Origin of the sequence: Thalassovita mediterranea, from assembly GCF_001458435.1 — a bacterium.
Taxonomy (GTDB): domain Bacteria; phylum Pseudomonadota; class Alphaproteobacteria; order Rhodobacterales; family Rhodobacteraceae; genus Thalassobius; species Thalassobius mediterraneus.
The window spans coordinates 12,883-29,813 of the sequence record NZ_CYSF01000014.1 but is presented as its reverse complement, the minus strand read 5'-3'; the positions used below and the strand labels follow the sequence as shown (position 1 = coordinate 29,813).

At 58.1% G+C, this 16,931-nt stretch carries 19 protein-coding genes; 12 read left to right on the top strand and 7 right to left on the bottom strand.

Annotated features, from left to right (window positions below; translation table 11 throughout):
- On the top strand, positions 1-180 hold a 180-nt coding region (locus TM5383_RS16905; RefSeq protein ID WP_197407409.1), incomplete at its 5' end, for a hypothetical protein.
- A gap of 87 nt (positions 181-267) precedes the next feature.
- Here TM5383_RS16905 and TM5383_RS13075 read toward each other — a convergent pair.
- Complete coding sequence (locus tag TM5383_RS13075) at positions 268-1,242, bottom strand: DUF808 domain-containing protein (RefSeq protein ID WP_058319497.1); 975 nt, start codon at positions 1,240-1,242, stop codon at positions 268-270.
- A gap of 230 nt (positions 1,243-1,472) precedes the next feature.
- On the opposite strand from TM5383_RS13075, the gene gap reads away from it, so the two are divergent.
- On the top strand, positions 1,473-2,486 hold the full coding sequence (gene gap / locus TM5383_RS13070; protein WP_058319496.1) for a type I glyceraldehyde-3-phosphate dehydrogenase: 1,014 nt from the start codon (positions 1,473-1,475) through the stop codon (positions 2,484-2,486).
- A 97-nt stretch (positions 2,487-2,583) separates the two neighbouring features.
- Positions 2,584-2,727 (top strand): hypothetical protein, encoded by a 144-nt coding sequence (locus TM5383_RS16900; RefSeq protein ID WP_058319495.1) that lies wholly within the window; start codon positions 2,584-2,586, stop codon positions 2,725-2,727.
- 30 nt (positions 2,728-2,757) lie between these two features.
- On the opposite strand, the gene TM5383_RS13060 is transcribed toward TM5383_RS16900, so the two are convergent.
- From TM5383_RS13060 to TM5383_RS13045, 4 genes are all read right to left on the bottom strand, one after another.
- Positions 2,758-3,252, bottom strand: a complete 495-nt coding sequence (locus tag TM5383_RS13060) for a hypothetical protein (RefSeq protein WP_058319494.1) — start codon at positions 3,250-3,252, stop codon at positions 2,758-2,760.
- Between the two features lie 4 nt (positions 3,253-3,256).
- Positions 3,257-3,751, bottom strand: coding sequence for a pantetheine-phosphate adenylyltransferase (gene coaD, locus TM5383_RS13055; protein WP_058319493.1), 495 nt, complete (start codon positions 3,749-3,751; stop codon positions 3,257-3,259).
- Between the two features lie 178 nt (positions 3,752-3,929).
- Complete coding sequence (locus tag TM5383_RS13050) at positions 3,930-4,364, bottom strand: CBS domain-containing protein (protein ID WP_058319492.1); 435 nt, start codon at positions 4,362-4,364, stop codon at positions 3,930-3,932.
- 96 nt (positions 4,365-4,460) lie between these two features.
- Entirely contained in the window at positions 4,461-5,360 is a 900-nt protein-coding gene (locus tag TM5383_RS13045) for a LysR family transcriptional regulator (RefSeq protein ID WP_058319491.1), read from the bottom strand.
- 181 nt (positions 5,361-5,541) lie between these two features.
- On the opposite strand from TM5383_RS13045, the gene TM5383_RS13040 reads away from it, so the two are divergent.
- From TM5383_RS13040 to TM5383_RS13010, 7 genes are all read left to right on the top strand, one after another.
- Positions 5,542-7,041 carry a CoA-acylating methylmalonate-semialdehyde dehydrogenase gene (locus TM5383_RS13040; protein ID WP_058319490.1) on the top strand — a complete coding sequence of 500 codons (1,500 nt, stop codon included), beginning with the start codon at positions 5,542-5,544 and terminating at the stop codon, positions 7,039-7,041.
- A gap of 300 nt (positions 7,042-7,341) precedes the next feature.
- Positions 7,342-7,767 carry a hypothetical protein gene (locus tag TM5383_RS13035; RefSeq protein WP_058319489.1) on the top strand — a complete coding sequence of 142 codons (426 nt, stop codon included), beginning with the start codon at positions 7,342-7,344 and terminating at the stop codon, positions 7,765-7,767.
- A 151-nt stretch (positions 7,768-7,918) separates the two neighbouring features.
- Positions 7,919-8,332: a hypothetical protein gene (locus TM5383_RS13030; protein ID WP_058319488.1), complete on the top strand. Its 414-nt coding sequence runs from the start codon at positions 7,919-7,921 to the stop codon at positions 8,330-8,332.
- A 239-nt stretch (positions 8,333-8,571) separates the two neighbouring features.
- Positions 8,572-9,717: an acyl-CoA dehydrogenase family protein gene (locus TM5383_RS13025; protein ID WP_058319487.1), complete on the top strand. Its 1,146-nt coding sequence runs from the start codon at positions 8,572-8,574 to the stop codon at positions 9,715-9,717.
- An 11-nt stretch (positions 9,718-9,728) separates the two neighbouring features.
- Positions 9,729-10,760 (top strand): enoyl-CoA hydratase/isomerase family protein, encoded by a 1,032-nt coding sequence (locus TM5383_RS13020; RefSeq protein ID WP_058319486.1) that lies wholly within the window; start codon positions 9,729-9,731, stop codon positions 10,758-10,760.
- Between the two features lie 11 nt (positions 10,761-10,771).
- Complete coding sequence (mmsB, locus tag TM5383_RS13015; protein ID WP_058319485.1) at positions 10,772-11,644, top strand: 3-hydroxyisobutyrate dehydrogenase; 873 nt, start codon at positions 10,772-10,774, stop codon at positions 11,642-11,644.
- Positions 11,645-11,769: 125 nt separating this feature from the next.
- Positions 11,770-11,961: a YgaP family membrane protein gene (locus TM5383_RS13010; RefSeq protein WP_058319484.1), complete on the top strand. Its 192-nt coding sequence runs from the start codon at positions 11,770-11,772 to the stop codon at positions 11,959-11,961.
- A 67-nt stretch (positions 11,962-12,028) separates the two neighbouring features.
- Here the strand turns inward: TM5383_RS13010 and TM5383_RS13005 are convergent, their stop codons facing one another.
- Together TM5383_RS13005 and uvrA are read right to left on the bottom strand one after the other, a co-directional pair.
- Positions 12,029-12,466, bottom strand: a complete 438-nt coding sequence (locus TM5383_RS13005; protein ID WP_058319483.1) for an NUDIX hydrolase — start codon at positions 12,464-12,466, stop codon at positions 12,029-12,031.
- Positions 12,463-15,345 (bottom strand): excinuclease ABC subunit UvrA, encoded by a 2,883-nt coding sequence (uvrA, locus tag TM5383_RS13000; protein WP_058319500.1) that lies wholly within the window; start codon positions 15,343-15,345, stop codon positions 12,463-12,465. The genes TM5383_RS13005 and uvrA overlap by 4 nt, the downstream gene beginning before the upstream one ends.
- 253 nt (positions 15,346-15,598) lie before the next feature.
- On the opposite strand from uvrA, the gene TM5383_RS12995 reads away from it, so the two are divergent.
- Together TM5383_RS12995 and TM5383_RS12990 are read left to right on the top strand one after the other, a co-directional pair.
- Positions 15,599-15,958 carry a rhodanese-like domain-containing protein gene (locus TM5383_RS12995; RefSeq protein WP_058319482.1) on the top strand — a complete coding sequence of 120 codons (360 nt, stop codon included), beginning with the start codon at positions 15,599-15,601 and terminating at the stop codon, positions 15,956-15,958.
- A 178-nt stretch (positions 15,959-16,136) separates the two neighbouring features.
- Positions 16,137-16,928: a hypothetical protein gene (locus tag TM5383_RS12990; protein ID WP_156415735.1), complete on the top strand. Its 792-nt coding sequence runs from the start codon at positions 16,137-16,139 to the stop codon at positions 16,926-16,928.
- Positions 16,929-16,931 lie beyond the last annotated feature (3 nt).

Below are 16,931 nucleotides of genomic sequence, written 5' to 3'. Positions count from 1 at the left end.
CGCGCCAAAGAAGTTGACGCGCTGCACGTTGACCTGCACGACGCTGCCTGCGGCGTTGCGGCCCTGATCGCCACCGGCAACTTCGACGCGGCCATTGATGAACTGGCCACCGGCTACTACGCCGATGCAGCCGCGGCCCTGACCAAGGCATTGTCGCACTGGAAAGTTGAGATTTCGTAAACGCCGCTCTCTTTTTCTGCTCTCTCAAACAAAAAAGCGCCCCCGATCGGAGGGCGCTTTTGTTTTTGCATTTATCGGTTCGTCTACTTAGTGACCTGCGCTTTGCTGCCCTGTCACCTTCGCAATCACGGGTGCGATCCCACGCAGGACCAGCGGGATCAGCAGCAGGCCGTAGATCAGGCCCAGCACCCCATCAGCCAGCGCCGTCACCGCCCATTCAACAAAACCGTGCAGGTTTTCCGCCACACCATGCGCGGCGGCCACGGCGATGTTGTGGATGTCCTTATAAGGATGCGGCATGCCCAGTTCGTAAAGGCCATGGATCATGATCGATCCGCCCACCCAGAGCATCGCGGCCGTGCCGATGATCGACAGCGCGCGCATCAGCACCGGCATGAATTTCACCAGCCCACGGCCGAAGCTTTGGGTGGCGCCAAACCGCGCGTTTTGTGCCAGATGCAGACCCACGTCGTCCATTTTCACGATCAGGGCGACCGATCCATAGACCGCCAGCGTGATGAAAATCGCGACAACGGCCAGCGTCGCCGCCTCCATATAGACATTGCTGACCTCAATCGCGGCGAGCGAGATAGTCATAATCTCAGCCGACAGGATAAAATCGGTCTTGATCGCGCCTTTGACCTTCTGTTCCTCTAGGTGGCCAGGGTCTTTGACCGACATATCCTCGGCCACATGTTTGTCGCCATGGGGGAAGAGGACATGAAACACCTTCTCTGCCCCCTCAAAACACAGATAACTGCCGCCCAGCATCAGCAAGGGGGTGATCAGCCACGGGGCGAAATTTGACAAAAGCATCGCAATGGGCAGCAGGATCACCAGCTTGTTGAACAGCGACCCACGGGCGATTTTCCAGATGATCGGCAATTCGCGCGCGGGCGCGAAGCCCTGCACATATTTCGGTGTCACCGCCGCATCATCGATGATCACCCCAGCGGTTTTTGACCCCGCCTTGGCTGCGGCTGCCGCCACATCATCGACGCTGGTTGCTGCAACCTTGGCAATGGCTGCCACATCATCCAACAGGGCCAACAAACCGCTCATGAGCTACCTCTTAAATCGCCTCTTTCGCCACGCCGGTGATGGCGCCGCCAATCGTTAGCGCCAACCTAGACCATTGCCCATGTAACCGAAAGCACCTGATTGCGCCCACGTTAGCGCAAGCACCCCATGTTTGCGCCAACATCCTGTCAACGCTTCCTTTTTACCCTTTCCGGTAGGGAAATCCGCGCCTATAGCACGGGCAAGCTAACGCAGACAGGAGTCTTAGTGCCATGACCATCAAAGTCGGCATCAACGGATTTGGCCGCATCGGCCGTTGTACCCTCATGCACATCGCCGAGAGCGCGCGTGAAGATATCGAAGTTGTAAAAATCAACGCCACCGGCCCGCTGGACACTGCGGCGCATCTGGTACGCTATGACTCGGTCCATGGCCGTTTCGTAAACGACGTGACCATCGGCGAAGAGAACGGCAAAAACTGGATGGATCTGGGCCGTGGCAAGTTCGAAGTTCAGTCGACCTACGACATGAACGAACTGGACTGGTCCGGTGTTGACGTGGTTCTGGAATGCACCGGTCAGTTCAACGACGGCGAGAAAGCGCAGAAACACATCGAACAGGGTGCAAAATCTGTCCTGATCTCCGCCCCTGCGAAGAACGTACAGAAAACCATCGTCATGGGTGTGAACGACGCCGATCTGGCGGCGGGCGACACCATGATTTCGAACGGCTCCTGCACCACCAACTGTCTGGCGCCGCTGGCCAAAGTGCTGCACGAAAAAATCGGCATCGAATCCGGTATCATGACCACGATCCACAGCTACACCGGCGACCAGCCGACGCTGGACCGTCGCCACAAGGACCTGTACCGCGCCCGCGCAGCCGCCATGTCGATGATCCCGACTTCCACCGGTGCCGCCAAAGCACTGGGTGAAGTTCTGCCGGCCCTGAAGGGCAAACTGGACGGTTCTGCCGTACGTGTTCCGACCCCGAACGTCTCCGCCGTTGACCTGACCTTCATCGCACAGCGCGACGTCACCGAAGACGAAGTGAACGCCGTAGTGGCCGAGGCCGCCGCTGGCGCGCTGAACGGCATTCTGGGCTACGACACCGAGAAGAAAGTTTCGATCGACTTCAACCACACCGAAGAAAGCTCGATCTTCGCCCCCGATCAGACCAAAGTGACCGGCGGTCGTCTGGTGCGCGTTCTGGCGTGGTACGACAACGAATGGGGCTTCTCCTGCCGGATGGCAGATGTGGCCGTTGCAATGGGCAAGCTGCTGTAATTACGGCGACTTGTTGCGATACGGTTGATTTGGTCGTCGATCACGGGCATGAAGGGCTGGCAGTTTTAGTACAGCCGCTCTTGCAGGGATCGACACCATGACCAACCAGATTGCTATTGCCCTGGGACTTCTGATCGTCGCCTTCATTGGCGGCGATCTTTTTGTGACTGGCGGCGAAACCCTGGTCTTTCTGGGCAAGAAGTTCGATGACTTCATCGAATGGCTGGCCTTCTGGCGCTAACTGTGTCTGAACAGGGCCCGCCCTACCCACTCAACACGGATAGGCCATCATCACCCGCCGGATCACTGGCGGGTTGCGGCGGGATTTTCCCGCATCACGGCGGCTGGGACGTTTGTCAGCGGTGACCACCAGATCATAACGGCAGGTGCGCTTCAGGCGGTCGTGGATTTCGGCGCGGGTCTGGCCGACCCAAGGACGCGGATAGGTCTGCGGCAGAGCGAAGGCGCCGTGGGTGGTCAGCACGCCACCACAATAGCCCAGATAGCTGCGACGGGGCGCACGGGTACGCTTGGCATCGCGGGCGCGGGTCAAAAGGCCGCCTTCGATCTCTTCCCAGCAATCGCGCGGCGCATCCATGCCGCGCACATCCACTGTCACCACATAACGGTTATGGGTCATCGCCCAGATCGCGATGATCAGCACCATCGCACCGGCGGCCAGCGACAGCCACAGGATCAGCCGATGCACGGGGATGGTAAAGATTGTCTCTACTAGTGCCGGTGCCTCGGTATCCTGTTTGGCCATTTTGTTACCTGTTTAGTTTCTCCAGCAACTTCTCTGCGACCTCTGGGGTCACGAAATTCGAGATGTCGCCGTTCAGTCGCGCGATTTCTTTTACCAGTTTCGAAGCGATTGCCTGATGCCGAGCTTCGGCCATCAAAAACACCGTTTCGATTGAAGCGTCCATTGCACGGTTCATGCCAACCATCTGGTATTCGTATTCAAAATCGGTCACCGCGCGCAGACCACGGATAATGACCTGTGCACCCACGTCCCGCGCACAATGAATCAGAAGGTTTTCAAAGGGATGCGCGACGATCTCAATACCGGCCTCTTGGGCGACTTCGCGGGTTGCGTCTTCGATCATGGCGACGCGCTCTTCTAGCGAAAACAACGGGCCTTTGTCGCGGTTGATGGCCACGCCAATAACCAAACGATCCACCAAGGTTGCCGATCGACGGATGATATCCAGATGTCCCAAAGTGACCGGATCAAAGGTGCCGGGGTACAGGCCAATACGCATGAAGAAGTCTCCCTCTGCGACGCGAATGGTGGGTCGCGTCTTTTTCTCTTGCGCGCACGCAATATTATTGCGCGCCGAATTGCAAGCGAAAATGCTGCATTGCGGAAAGATGATGGGAAATTCGCGCCCATGCCCCGCATTGCGGGACAGGAGCAAGATCAGCCAAAACGATCCGGCCTTAGTGGCCCATGATCATCCCTTCGAGGGCGTTGCGTTCCATCGCCAGTTCATCAAGACGCGCGGCAACAACGTCACCGATGGTCACGATGCCCACCAGTTCGCCAGCTTCCATGATTGGCATATGGCGGAAGCGGCCTTCGCTCATCCGTTTCATCACATCATCAGCGGTGTCGTCACGGGCGCCGCACACTGGCTTACGGGTCATCATATCGTCCACGCATTCCTGCATACAATCAGGACCGCGCACGGCCAATGCACGCACAATGTCACGTTCGGAAATGATGCCTTCTGCCTTTTTGCCGTCCGAAGAAACCACCACGCCGCCAATCCGGCGCTCTGCAAGGATCTGGGCCACCTCGGCCACGCCAGTTCCGGGCTTAACCGTCACAACAGCTGCGTCGCCTTTTGCTTTCAGAATTTGATTAACCAGCATAACCGCTCTCCTCCAAACGTAATATCCACCCCAGCGTTGACCACCACCCCAGAAGTGTCAAGCCGTGCCGTGAAAACCGCAAGCGCGATGCGCGCGTTACTGGTCCTGCTCCAGACGCGCCACTTCTTCGCGCAGACCCTCGCTCAGTGCTTCGGCAAAGCGGTTCATCCGTTCTAGGCGGCGATCATCCGCGTGCCGGATCAGATAGAAACTGCGTGTCAGGCTGACCGCGTCGCCCAACACTTTGCGCAGACGTGGTGCTGTCGGCATGGCGAACCCGTGGACCACGCCAATCCCAGCGCCCGCACGGATGGCGTTGAATTGAACTGAAACAGAGTTCGAGGCGAGGTTCACATGCTCCAACCCCAACTCGGCAAGGTAGTCCAGTTCCTTGTCAAAGATCATATCGGGGATGTAGCCGATCATCCGGTGCCCACGCAGATCCTTTAGCGACTGAATGCGCGGATGTTTGATCAGGTAGGCCCGCGCTGCTGCCAAGTATAGTTTGTAATCAGTGATCTTTTGCACCGTCAGTCGATTTCCGGCCTCGGGCGCGCTGACGCCAATGGCCATATCCGCTTCGCGCTTTGACAGGTTGAACACCCGCGGCAATGCAACGATCTGGATTTCAAGATCGGGGTTTTCCTTGCCAATACGGCTGCATACCTGCGGCAGAAGGAAGTTTGCACAACCATCCGGCGCGCCGATGCGGATGGTGCCGGACAAGTTACCCGCCTGCCCCGCCAGTTCTTCTACAGCGCCGGTCATCGCCTGTTCCGCGCGTTCAGCATGGATCAACAGACGTTGGCCAGCATCAGTCAGCGCATAGCCCTGCGGGGACTTGGCAAACAGTGGTGCGCCCATCTGTTCCTCAAACCGTGCGATGCGGCGTCCAACCGTTGCAGGGTCCACCTTCAGGTCGCGGCCCGCTGCCGACAAGCTTTCCAGCCGTGCAACCGCCAGAAAGACCTTCATATCATCCCAATTCGGTGTCATCAGCCATCCCTCCTGTTCTGTGCGCGGGCAGTGTTTGTGTGATGAAACACGAGGTTAACCACCAAACGCAGTCCATCTTGCCCATGCTTTGCGTTTTCGCAAATCCGTTTTGATATCTTTCGTCTTTTCGGGTGATTTTTGCAAGCCTATGATGATCTCAATCTTTCAGGAGGAGTGATCCATGCAAGAAATCATGAACTACGTCGATGGTCAGATGGTTCCCGGTACATCCGGCCGTTTCACCGAAAACAGCAACCCCGCAACTGGCGAACCTGCCAGCCGCGTGCCGCTGGCCTCCAAGGAAGAAATGGACGCCATCATCGAAAAGGCCGCTGCTGCTCAGGTCAAATGGGCCGCAACCAACCCGCAGCGTCGCGCCCGCGTGATGATGAAGTTCGGCGACCTGATCAACCAGCACATGGACGAGCTGGCCGAGCTGGTAAGCCGTGAACACGGCAAGACCCTGCCCGACGCACGCGGCGACGTTCAGCGTGGTCTGGAAGTGGTCGAAGTATGCATGGGCGCGCCCCACATGCTGAAGGGCGAGTACATGAATGACGGTGGCCCCGGCATCGACCTCTACTCCATGCGTCAGCCGCTGGGCGTAGTTGCTGGCATCACGCCCTTCAACTTCCCCGCCATGATCCCGCTGTGGAAAATCGCACCTGCCATCGTTTCGGGCAACGCGATGATCCTGAAACCGTCCGAGCGCTGCCCCTCCACCTCGCTGCGCCTGGCCGAACTGCTGAAAGAAGCAGGCCTGCCCGATGGTGTTCTGCAGGTTGTGAACGGCGACAAAGAAGCCGTTGACGCGATCCTGGACAACGAAACCATTCAGGCGGTAGGCTTTGTGGGTTCGACCCCGATTGCACAGTACATCTATGGCCGCGCCGCCACCAACGGTAAGCGCGCCCAGTGCTTCGGTGGTGCGAAAAACCACATGATCATCATGCCCGACGCGGATCTGGACAAAGCAGCCGACGCGCTGGTTGGTGCAGGTTTCGGCGCCGCTGGCGAACGCTGCATGGCGATCTCGGTTGCGGTTCCGGTTGGTAAAGAAACCGCCGACGCCCTGCGTGAGCGTCTGATCCCCCGCATCGAAGCGCTGAAAGTTGGCCCCTACACTTCGGAAGAAGACGTAGACTACGGCCCCGTTATCACCGCTCAGGCGAAAGACCGTATCAACGGCCTGATCACCTCGGGTGTTGAGCAGGGTGCAGATCTGGTCACCGACGGTCGTGGTTTCAGCCTGCAGGGCTATGAAAACGGTCACTTCATCGGTCCGACCTACTTTGACAATGTCACCACCGACATGGACATCTACAAAGAAGAGATCTTTGGCCCGGTTCTGAGCCAGGTGCGCATGGACACTTATGAAGATGCGCTGAACCTGATCATCGACAACGACTATGGCAACGGCACCGCGATCTACACCGCAGACGGTGACACCGCGCGTGACTTTGCCAACAAGGTCAACGTCGGCATGGTCGGCATCAACTTCCCGATCCCGGTCCCGCTGTCCTACTTCACCTTCGGCGGCTGGAAGAAATCGGCCTTCGGTGACCTGAACCAGTACGGCCCGGACGCACTGCGCTTCTACACCAAGACCAAAACCGTGACCGCGCGCTGGTTCTCGGGCATCAAAGAAGGTGGTGAATTCGCCTTCAAGGCGATGGATTAATCCCCATCTTGACCTAAAATTCAGGCACGCCCATCGCGGCGTGCCTGTTTTTTTGCCGACATAGCCATAAGTTTTCTAATCAATTGGTTAAAAAATGCTTGCTTTGTCGCCGCACTCGCCGCACCCTGTCCTTATGTATAGGCAATAGGTTTCGGCAAAAGTGCATTTCTCGGCTAACGTGTCCCAACAATCTGTCAGCGCACATGGCACCGCACCGGCGGGCGCTGCAAATGACATCGTTTCGCCCATGCCGCTGACCATCACCCCCGCACATGTTCCCCAACGGTTAGGCAGCCAATCATGACTGTCGGCCTCCGCATATCCCTGCCCGACAACCTCGCGATTGTGCGGTTTGGCAAATATGTAACGGAGGCGGACTACGAAGTGGCGCTGGAGCTGTATGCAACACACCCCAATGCGCGCCACGGCCAGAACCTTCTGTGTGACATGCGCCAGACCATTGATGGCACCGTTGATATGGCCAAACGGCTGGCCATGCAGGTGACGATGGATCAGGTTCTGGGGTCAGGCCCTTTGCCGCGCACAATCCTATATCTGGTGCCCAACGCCAAGGTCGGCGACCTGATCGCCACCTGTGTCGCATTGTGGCAACCGAACCACTATGTTACCGGAACAATTATCAAAACCGAAGCCGAGGCAATCAGCCGTCTGGGCCTGCAAACCCCCACACTGGACGACCTGATACCGATCGAAACCTACGACTGATTGCGAAAAAATTGCCAAACTATACGTTTGCGCACAGGCAAGGCGAAAACCCCTGTCGTAGTCTCCTGAGGCTACACACAGCAAAGACACGAAGGACCCCCCAAGCACAAAGCGTGTCCTCCTTCAGACCACTCACACCAAGGGAACCCAAGTGCCCACCACCTACAAAATTCTGCCAGATCTGGATCTGGTCTACATGCGTGTCACCGGTGCCATTGTCATCGAAGAAACGCTCGCCATCCTGCGCCAGTATTTGGAACACCCCGATTACAAACCCAATCGCGACCATCTCCATGACTTGTCTGAAATGTCGATCGTCAAGATCGACTTCCAAGCGGTCCTTGCGGTGCAAGATCAGGTCGTTTCGCAACAAACCCAATCCGCCAGCAGCAATCTTGTGGTCTATTACGCGCCGACCGAACTGGGGCAATCTGTTGCCAAGGATTTGCGCAGCCTCTGGGCCCCCTTCCCGTCGGTGGAAATCATGATCGCCACCACATTGGATGAAGCGGCGGACATGCTGGGCCGGAACGTAGACAGCCTACGCACCCTCGTGCGCAGCTGACCCCAGTTTCATCAGAAAAAACAGTCGGCTGCCGCAACTTGATAAAGTTGCGGCAGTTTGCCTTTGTTTGCCTCATTTTTCAGCTTGCAATAGTTGTGTAGGAATTGGAAATTAAACAAGCGTTCATATAATTTGGACCCAAGCCCTCTGGCCGCCGATCCGACCCAGCGAAATGGTCATAGATCACCGCCCGAGGCGACGCAGCGCCCATGCGCACACCATCGACGGGAGGACAGGTGATGGATTTTGCACTGACCGAGGAACAGACCGCAATTTTCGACATGGCAAAGGGGTTCGGCGACGAACATATCGCGCCTTTCGCCCGCCAGTGGGAAAAAGACGGCACCATCCCCAAAGAGCTGTGGCCCGAACTGGGCGCCTTGGGCCTAGGTGGGATCTATGTATCCGAAGAGTCGGGCGGGTCCGGCCTGGGACGACTGGACGCCACCCTGATTTTCGAAGCCCTGTCAATGGCCTGCCCCTCTGTGGCGGCGTTCTTGTCGATCCACAACATGTGCGCCAAGATGCTGGACACATTCGGCGATGATCACATCCGCGAAAATGTGTTGGCCCCTGCCTTGGGCATGGAAAAAATCCTCAGCTATTGTCTGACAGAACCGGGGTCCGGTTCTGATGCTGCCGCGCTGAAGACACGGGCGGAAAAAACCAACGAAGGCTACACCCTGAACGGCACCAAAGCGTTCATTTCGGGCGGTGGCTATTCTGACGGCTACGTGGTCATGGTGCGCACCGGCGATGACGGGCCCAAGGGCATTTCCACCGTCTATGTCGAAGACGGTACACCCGGTCTGTCCTTTGGCGGGCTCGAGGAAAAGATGGGCTGGAAAAGCCAGCCCACCCGTCAGGTGCAGTTTGACGACTGCAAAATCCCCGCCGCTAATCTGGTCGGCACCGAAGGCGACGGTTTCAAATACGCGATGGCCGGTTTGGACGGCGGACGCCTGAACATCTCGGCCTGTTCGCTGGGCGCGGCGCAATCTGCATTGACCCAGACCCTGCAATACATGAGCGAACGCAAGGCCTTTGGTAAATCCATCGACCAGTTCCAGGCGCTGCAATTCCGTCTGGCCGATATGGAGATTGAACTGCAGGCCGCGCGCACCTTCCTGCGTCAGGCGGCGTGGAAACTGGACACTGGCGCACCCGACGCCAGCAAGTTCTGCGCGATGGCGAAACGTTTTGTCACTGAAACCGGTTCCAAAGTTGCCAACCAATGTCTGCAATTGCATGGTGGCTATGGCTATCTGGCCGACTATGGTGTTGAAAAGACCGTGCGCGATCTGCGCGTCCATGAAATCCTGGAAGGCACCAATGAAATCATGCGCCTGATTGTGGCGCGGCACCTTCTGGCCGAAAACGCATAAGTATCAGCGACATGAGCGACATCCACACCCGTATCGAAGGCCAGATTGGCCGCATCACCTTTACCCGCCCCAAGGCGCTAAACGCGCTCAGCCATACCATGTCGCTGGCATTGGAACAGGCGCTGGATGACTGGGCCGAAAATGATGCGGTCAAAATGGTGCTAATCGACGCAGAGGGCGACCACGCCTTCTGTGCGGGCGGTGACATTGCCGCCATGTATGAGGCAGGGATCAAGGGCGAATTTGAAGGGCCGCGCGACTTCTGGCGGGATGAATACCGCATGAACGCCAAGATGTTTCATTTCCCCAAACCTGTGGCCAGCCTGATGCAGGGCTTTACCATGGGCGGTGGCGTCGGGGTCGGCTGTCACGGATCGCACCGTGTGGTTGGCGACACGACGCAAATCGCCATGCCAGAAACCGGCATCGGCTTGATCCCTGATGTGGGCGGCACGCTGATCCTTGCCCGCGCACCGGGGCGGATTGGCGAATATCTGGGCGCCACGGGCGGTCGGATTGGCGCGGCGGATGCGATCCACGCCGGATTTGCCGATTACTACATCCCCGAAGCACAGTGGCCTGCCCTGACCGCGGAACTGGTCGAAACCGGCGACTGGGAGGCAATCGACCGCGCCGCACAGCCAGTTCCTGACAGCGCCCTCGCTGCGCAACAGGGTGAAATTGACGCCTGCTTTGCCGGTGACAGCCTGTCTGATATTCTGACAGCCCTCAAATCAACCGACACAGACTTCACCGCCAAAGCCCTGAAGGTGCTGGGCCGTGTTTCGCCCCTGTCGGCGGGCTGCACGATTGAGCTGGTCCATCGCGCCCGCCTGACGGACGACATCAAGAAAGCGCTGGAACAAGAGTTCCGCTTTACCTACCGGTCCATGGATCAGGGCGATTTTCTGGAAGGTGTACGCGCCCAGATCATCGACAAGGACCGCAATCCCACGTGGAAACATGACAGCATCGACACTGTGCCCTCGCTTGAGGTGACGCAGATGCTGATGCCGCTCGGCGCTGACGCGCTGAAGATCTGAGGAGGAACACCATGAAAATCGCATTTATCGGTCTGGGCAACATGGGTGGCCCGATGGCTGCAAACCTTGCCAAAGCGGGCCATGAGGTCACAGGCTTTGATCTAGCCGCCCCGATGCCCGAAGGCGTTGCCAAAGCAGACACCGCCGCCGCCGCTGCAAATGGTGCAGAGGTGGTGGTGACAATGCTGCCCAACGGTCAGATCCTGCGCGCCGTCGCAGATGACGTGATCCCCGCCATGAGCGCAGGCGCAGTTCTGTGTGACTGTTCCACCGTGGATGTGGACAGTGCCCGCGCGGTGGCCGAACAGGCCGCAAACGCCGGCATGGGCGCGCTGGATGCGCCAGTGTCGGGCGGCGTCGGCGGCGCGGCGGGCGGCACGCTGACCTTTATGGTGGGCGGCGGCGCAGATGCGTTTGAAACCGTGAAACCGCTGTTTGACATCATGGGCCAAAAAGCCGTGCATTGCGGTGACGCAGGCGCCGGTCAGGCGGCCAAGATCTGTAACAACATGATCCTTGGCGTCACCATGGTTGCCACCTGCGAAGCCTTCGCGCTGGCCGATAAACTGGGTCTGGACCGTGGCAAAATGTTTGATGTTGTCTCCACCTCATCGGGCTACAGCTGGACGATGAACGCCTATTGCCCCGCCCCGGGTGTCGGCCCGCAGTCGCCTGCGGACAATGGCTATACCCCCGGTTTCGCCGCCGAACTGATGCTGAAGGACCTGCGCCTCAGCCAGCAAGCCGCCGAAAGCGCCGATGCCGACACGCCGATGGGCGAACTGGCCCGCGCGCTGTATGAGCAGTTCGTTGAAAATGAAGATGGTCTGGGCAAAGACTTCTCGGCCATGCTGCCACGGTTTGAGGGACGCGGTCGCGGCTAACGCGCCTCACCTCACGCATGTGTGACCCAAACAGGCCGTCTCTGTCTGTCTGAATTGATCTGGATCATATAATACATTCAATATGTATTATATTTCACCATCAACAGACAGATAAGGAGACGGCTATGTTTGCAAATAACGTTGGTGGCGCTGACAAAATCCTGCGGATCGTTCTAGGCACGCTTTTGCTGATCGGTGCGATCATGGGCTACGGCATTTGGATGTGGATCGGGGTTATTCCGCTGGTCACTGGCCTGTTTGGCACCTGCCCGCTCTACTCCATCTTGGGCTTCAGCACCTGCTCGATGAAGAAGTAAGGTATCGCATTCCCAAACGACCAAGGGCGCCCAACGGCGCCCTTTTCTACGTCAATCGGTCTGCGTGTCAGCGTTCGATCACCTGTCGCAACAGATCATCCACATAGTCACTCAGCGCGATTTTCTGATCCAGCACATCCGCTACAGGCACCCATGCGGCCTGATCCGCATCATCATCCGCAATAGGCGTGCCCGCGCGATAACGGCACTCGACCGCGACCAGATAATAGTGATGTTTGACGCTGCCATCTGCGTGGTCCCCAATCAGATCGAGGCCACCCAAGGTTCCCACAGCCTCAGCCGAGACACCGGTTTCCTCGTGCAGTTCACGCACCGCAGCAGCGGCAACGGTTTCGCCACCCTCAACATGGCCGCCGGGATAGCCCCAGATGCCGCGATCGGGATCATTGCGACGTCGCACCAGCAGCACCTGCCCGTCATGCACAGTGACCGCCAGGGCGGCCAATGCGGGGCGTTTTAAGGCCCCATTTTCGCTCACGCTCATTCCGCCGCGACCCGACCACCGGGCAACATCGGTTTCAGGTAACGGCCCGTGTGGCTCTCGGCCACCTCGGCCACCTGTTCCGGCGTGCCCTCTGCCACGATGCGACCACCGCCATCACCGCCCTCGGGCCCGATGTCGATGATGTGGTCCGCGGTTTTCACCACGTCGAGGTTGTGTTCGATCACCACCACGGTGTTGCCCTGATCGACCAGTTCGTGCAGCACCTCCAGCAGTTTGCGCACATCTTCGAAATGCAAACCTGTCGTAGGTTCATCAAGGATATAGAGCGTCCGCCCGGTAGATCGTTTCGCCAATTCCTTGGACAGTTTCACCCGCTGCGCCTCACCACCGGATAGCGTCGTCGCCTGCTGGCCCACCTTGATATAGCCAAGGCCCACCCGCATCAGCGCGTCCATCTTATCGCGGATCGACGGCACCGCCTGAAAGAACTCCTGCGCATCTTCTACTGTCATATCAAGGACATCTGCGATGCTCTTGCCCTTGAACTTCACCTCCAGCGTTTCGCGATTGTAGCGCGCACCGTTGCAGGTTTCGCAGGTCACATAGACATCCGGCAGGAAGTGCATTTCAATCTTGATCACCCCATCGCCCTGACAGGCCTCGCACCGGCCACCCTTGACGTTGAAGCTGAACCGACCGGGTTTATACCCCCGCGTCTTGGCCTCGGGCAGACCGGCGAACCATTCACGGATCGGGGTGAAGGCGCCAGTGTAGGTCGCAGGGTTTGACCGCGGTGTGCGCCCGATCGGGCGCTGGTCAATGTCGATCACCTTGTCCAGATGTTCCAACCCCTTGATCGTGTCACAGGGCGCGGGCGTTTGACGCGCCCCGTTAAGGCGCATGGAGGCGGTTTTAAACAGCGTTTCAATCGTCAGCGTCGATTTCCCGCCACCGGACACACCGGTCACGCAGACAAATTTGCCCAGCGGGAATTTCGCCGTCACATCCTGCAGGTTGTTGCCCGTGGCCTTCACCACGGTGATGTTTTTACCATTCCCCTCGCGCCGTTCCGCAGGCACCGCGATTTCGCGCGCGCCGGTCAGATACTGGCCGGTCAGCGACGCAGGATCCGCCGCGATCTGTTCCGGCGTGCCGTGCGATACGATCTGGCCGCCATGCACCCCAGCGCCTGGACCAATGTCGAACACATAATCCGCCTCACGGATCGCTTCTTCGTCATGTTCGACCACGATCACCGTATTGCCCTGATCACGCAGGTTTTTCAGCGTGTCCAGCAGACGATCATTGTCACGTTGGTGCAACCCGATGGAGGGTTCATCCAGCACATAAAGAACCCCCGTCAGACCCGACCCGATCTGACTGGCAAGCCTGATCCGCTGGCTTTCGCCCCCCGACAAGGTGCCGGAGTTACGGCTGAGTGACAGGTATTCTAGCCCCACATTGTTAAGGAAACCTAAACGCTCGCGGATTTCCTTCAGGATCGCGCCCGCAATGGCGTTTTTCTGATCGGTCAGGTGATCCGGCACCGTGCGGCACCAATCATAGGCCTCGCGGATCGACATCTGCACCACCTGGCCCACATGCAACAGCGGCGCGGCCTCGCCATCTGCGGGGCCCAGCTTCACCGCCAGCGCCTCGGGGTTCAGACGGTAGCCGCCACAGGCACCACAGGCACGGTTGTTCTGATAACGCTCAAACTCTTCGCGGACCCAGTTTGAATCCGTCTCGCGGTAACGGCGTTCCATGTTGGGGATCACCCCCTCAAAGGTGCGCGTCACCTGATAGACACGGCCACCTTCGTCATAACGAAACGGGATCTCTTCCTTGCCCGATCCGTAGAGGAAAACCTGCTGAACCTTCTTCGGCAGATCCTTCCATTTGTCATTCTTATCAAAGCCATAGTGCGCGGCGATCGCCTCGATCGTTTGCAGGAAATAGGGCGATTTGCCCTTGCGCCAGGGCGCCAGCGCACCATCATAGACCTTGAGGTTCTGGTCCGGCACAACAAGACGCTCGTCAAAGAACAGCTCCATCCCCAGACCGTCACATTTCGGGCAGGCGCCGAACGGAGCGTTAAAGGAAAACAGGCGCGGCTCAATCTCAGAAATCGTAAAACCGCTTTCGGGGCAGGCAAAATTTTCGCTGAATGTGATGCGTTCCGGATCGCCCTCTTTGGGCGCGGTTTCCAGCACAGCAATGCCATCCGCCAGATCCAGCGCGGTGCGGAAACTGTCGGCCAGACGGGTTTCCAGCCCTTCCTTCACCACCAGACGGTCCACCACTACATCGATGTCATGGCGGAACTTCTTGTCCAACGTCGGGGGGGTGTCCAGATCATGGAATTCCCCGTCCACCTTAACCCGCTGGAAACCCTGTTTGCGCAGTTCCAGAAACTCTTTCTTATATTCGCCCTTCCGGTCCCGCACGATCGGGGCCAGCAGATAGGCGCGCGTCCCCTGTTCCATCGTCATCACGCGATCGACCATATCCTGCACCTGCTGCGCCTCAATCGGCAGGCCTGTGGCAGGGCTGTAGGGGGTGCCGACACGCGCAAACAACAGGCGCAAGTAATCGTAGATCTCGGTCACCGTGCCCACGGTCGAGCGCGGGTTCTTCGACGTGGTTTTCTGTTCGATAGAAATCGCCGGGCTGAGGCCGCTGATGTGATCCACATCAGGTTTTTCCATCATATCAAGGAATTGGCGGGCGTACGCGCTCAGGCTTTCGACATAGCGCCGCTGCCCTTCGGCATAGATCGTGTCAAACGCCAGTGACGATTTACCAGAACCCGACAGCCCAGTGATCACCACCAATTCATCGCGCGGAATGTCCACATCGATGCTTTTGAGGTTGTGTTCGCGTGCGCCGCGCACTTCGATTTTTTTCAGATCAGCCATCACTTGTCCCTGCGCCTGCGCCATCACTTGACCATTGCCGTTAACAGATAGTCGCTGCGGGCCGAGTCTCCAACCAAAAATTGCGAACATTAAGGGAACATTAACGACTTGCGACTAGGATCCACGACGAGTCGCGCCGCAATCGCTAAAACGCTACGCCTTTAGGTCGTTTTCATTCCTCAAGAGGAGTGTGTGCGGCCGTGTGTTTGGCCCCAAATTGAACCGCGTGAGACCGCACAAAGGACCTGACTGTATGTTTATGTTTCGCCAAGCCCCCTCCCCCTATTTTCGCGCCGAAGATGCGGTGCAGCGGGCAATCACTGGCGGCGCCCTGATCATTGACGTGCGCGAACCTGATGAACTGGCCCGCACCGGCAAGGCAAAGGGCGCATTGCATATGCCGATGGGACGGCTGCGCGCCGCAGCAGATCCCCGTGATCCGATGTATGATCACCGCTTTAGCTACGACACCACAATGGCGCTGTATTGTGGATCCGGCGGCCGGGCGCAGAACGCGCGCAAAATGCTGCACGCGATGGGTTACAGTGATGTGCATGTGATTGGCAGTCTGGACGATTGGGTGGCCGCTGGCGGCACCATTGCCGTCACCTAAACGCCTATCGCCAAAATGCAAAAGCCGGGCAAATCGCCCGGCTTTCGTTTTTTGGGGGACGTCCGGTCACGCCTGAACACCGATTGAGCACTGCCGCAGGCTGCAAGCACTGCGCAACAAATCGTTGATTCGTTGAAAACCAGATGCAAAGCTCCAATCACAAACATGAGGAAATAACGTGACCAAACATTCTATAATCTCTCGCGGGATTATGGCTTTGGGCCTTTGTACTGTTTTTTGTTTGCCCTCAGCCGCCACCGCACAATCGCTTGAAACCGGCGACCACATTGTAACACTGCATTTTTCCACGCTTGACCGCAAAGATCAGGACGTCACGCGGGATGCCGACACAATGATGCTGTCGTATGGCTATCAATACGCGCCAAAGCTTCGCCTTCTGGCCTTCCTTGGACAAATCAAAACCGACAATGCCTTCGGGGCAGACACGCAATCCACCCGCACGCCGACCTACGGCATCGGCGCACAATATCAGATCGGTCGGGGCGGCACCCTTACGGGCACCGTGATCCGCGGCTCAATATCTGAGGATTTCACATCCGGCGGAACCACAACAACTGGCGACGGCGACACCACCACCCTAACACTGCAATTTGATCAGGTTGTGCCGCTGTCTCAGCGTACCTTCTTGAAAGGGTCGGCTGCCGCCTCTCATTCCAAAACTGACTTTGACGGTCCGTCGTTTTCCAATGATCTGACGATAAAACGGCATACGGTCGGGCTGGAGGCGTTCCACCTTGTCGGTGACAGCTGGATGGTCTCTGCGGGCCTGTCCCGCACGTGGTCTGACACCATCATCACCATCACCGATGCCAAACACCTCAACCGCGCGCGCCTCAGTGCAACGTACCGCTTCAACGAAGACTTCGGCGCGACACTCGCATGGACACAGGCCCTTGGCGCAGAAGATACGCACCAACGCCTTGATCTAAGTCTCACACACAGGTTCTGAAGG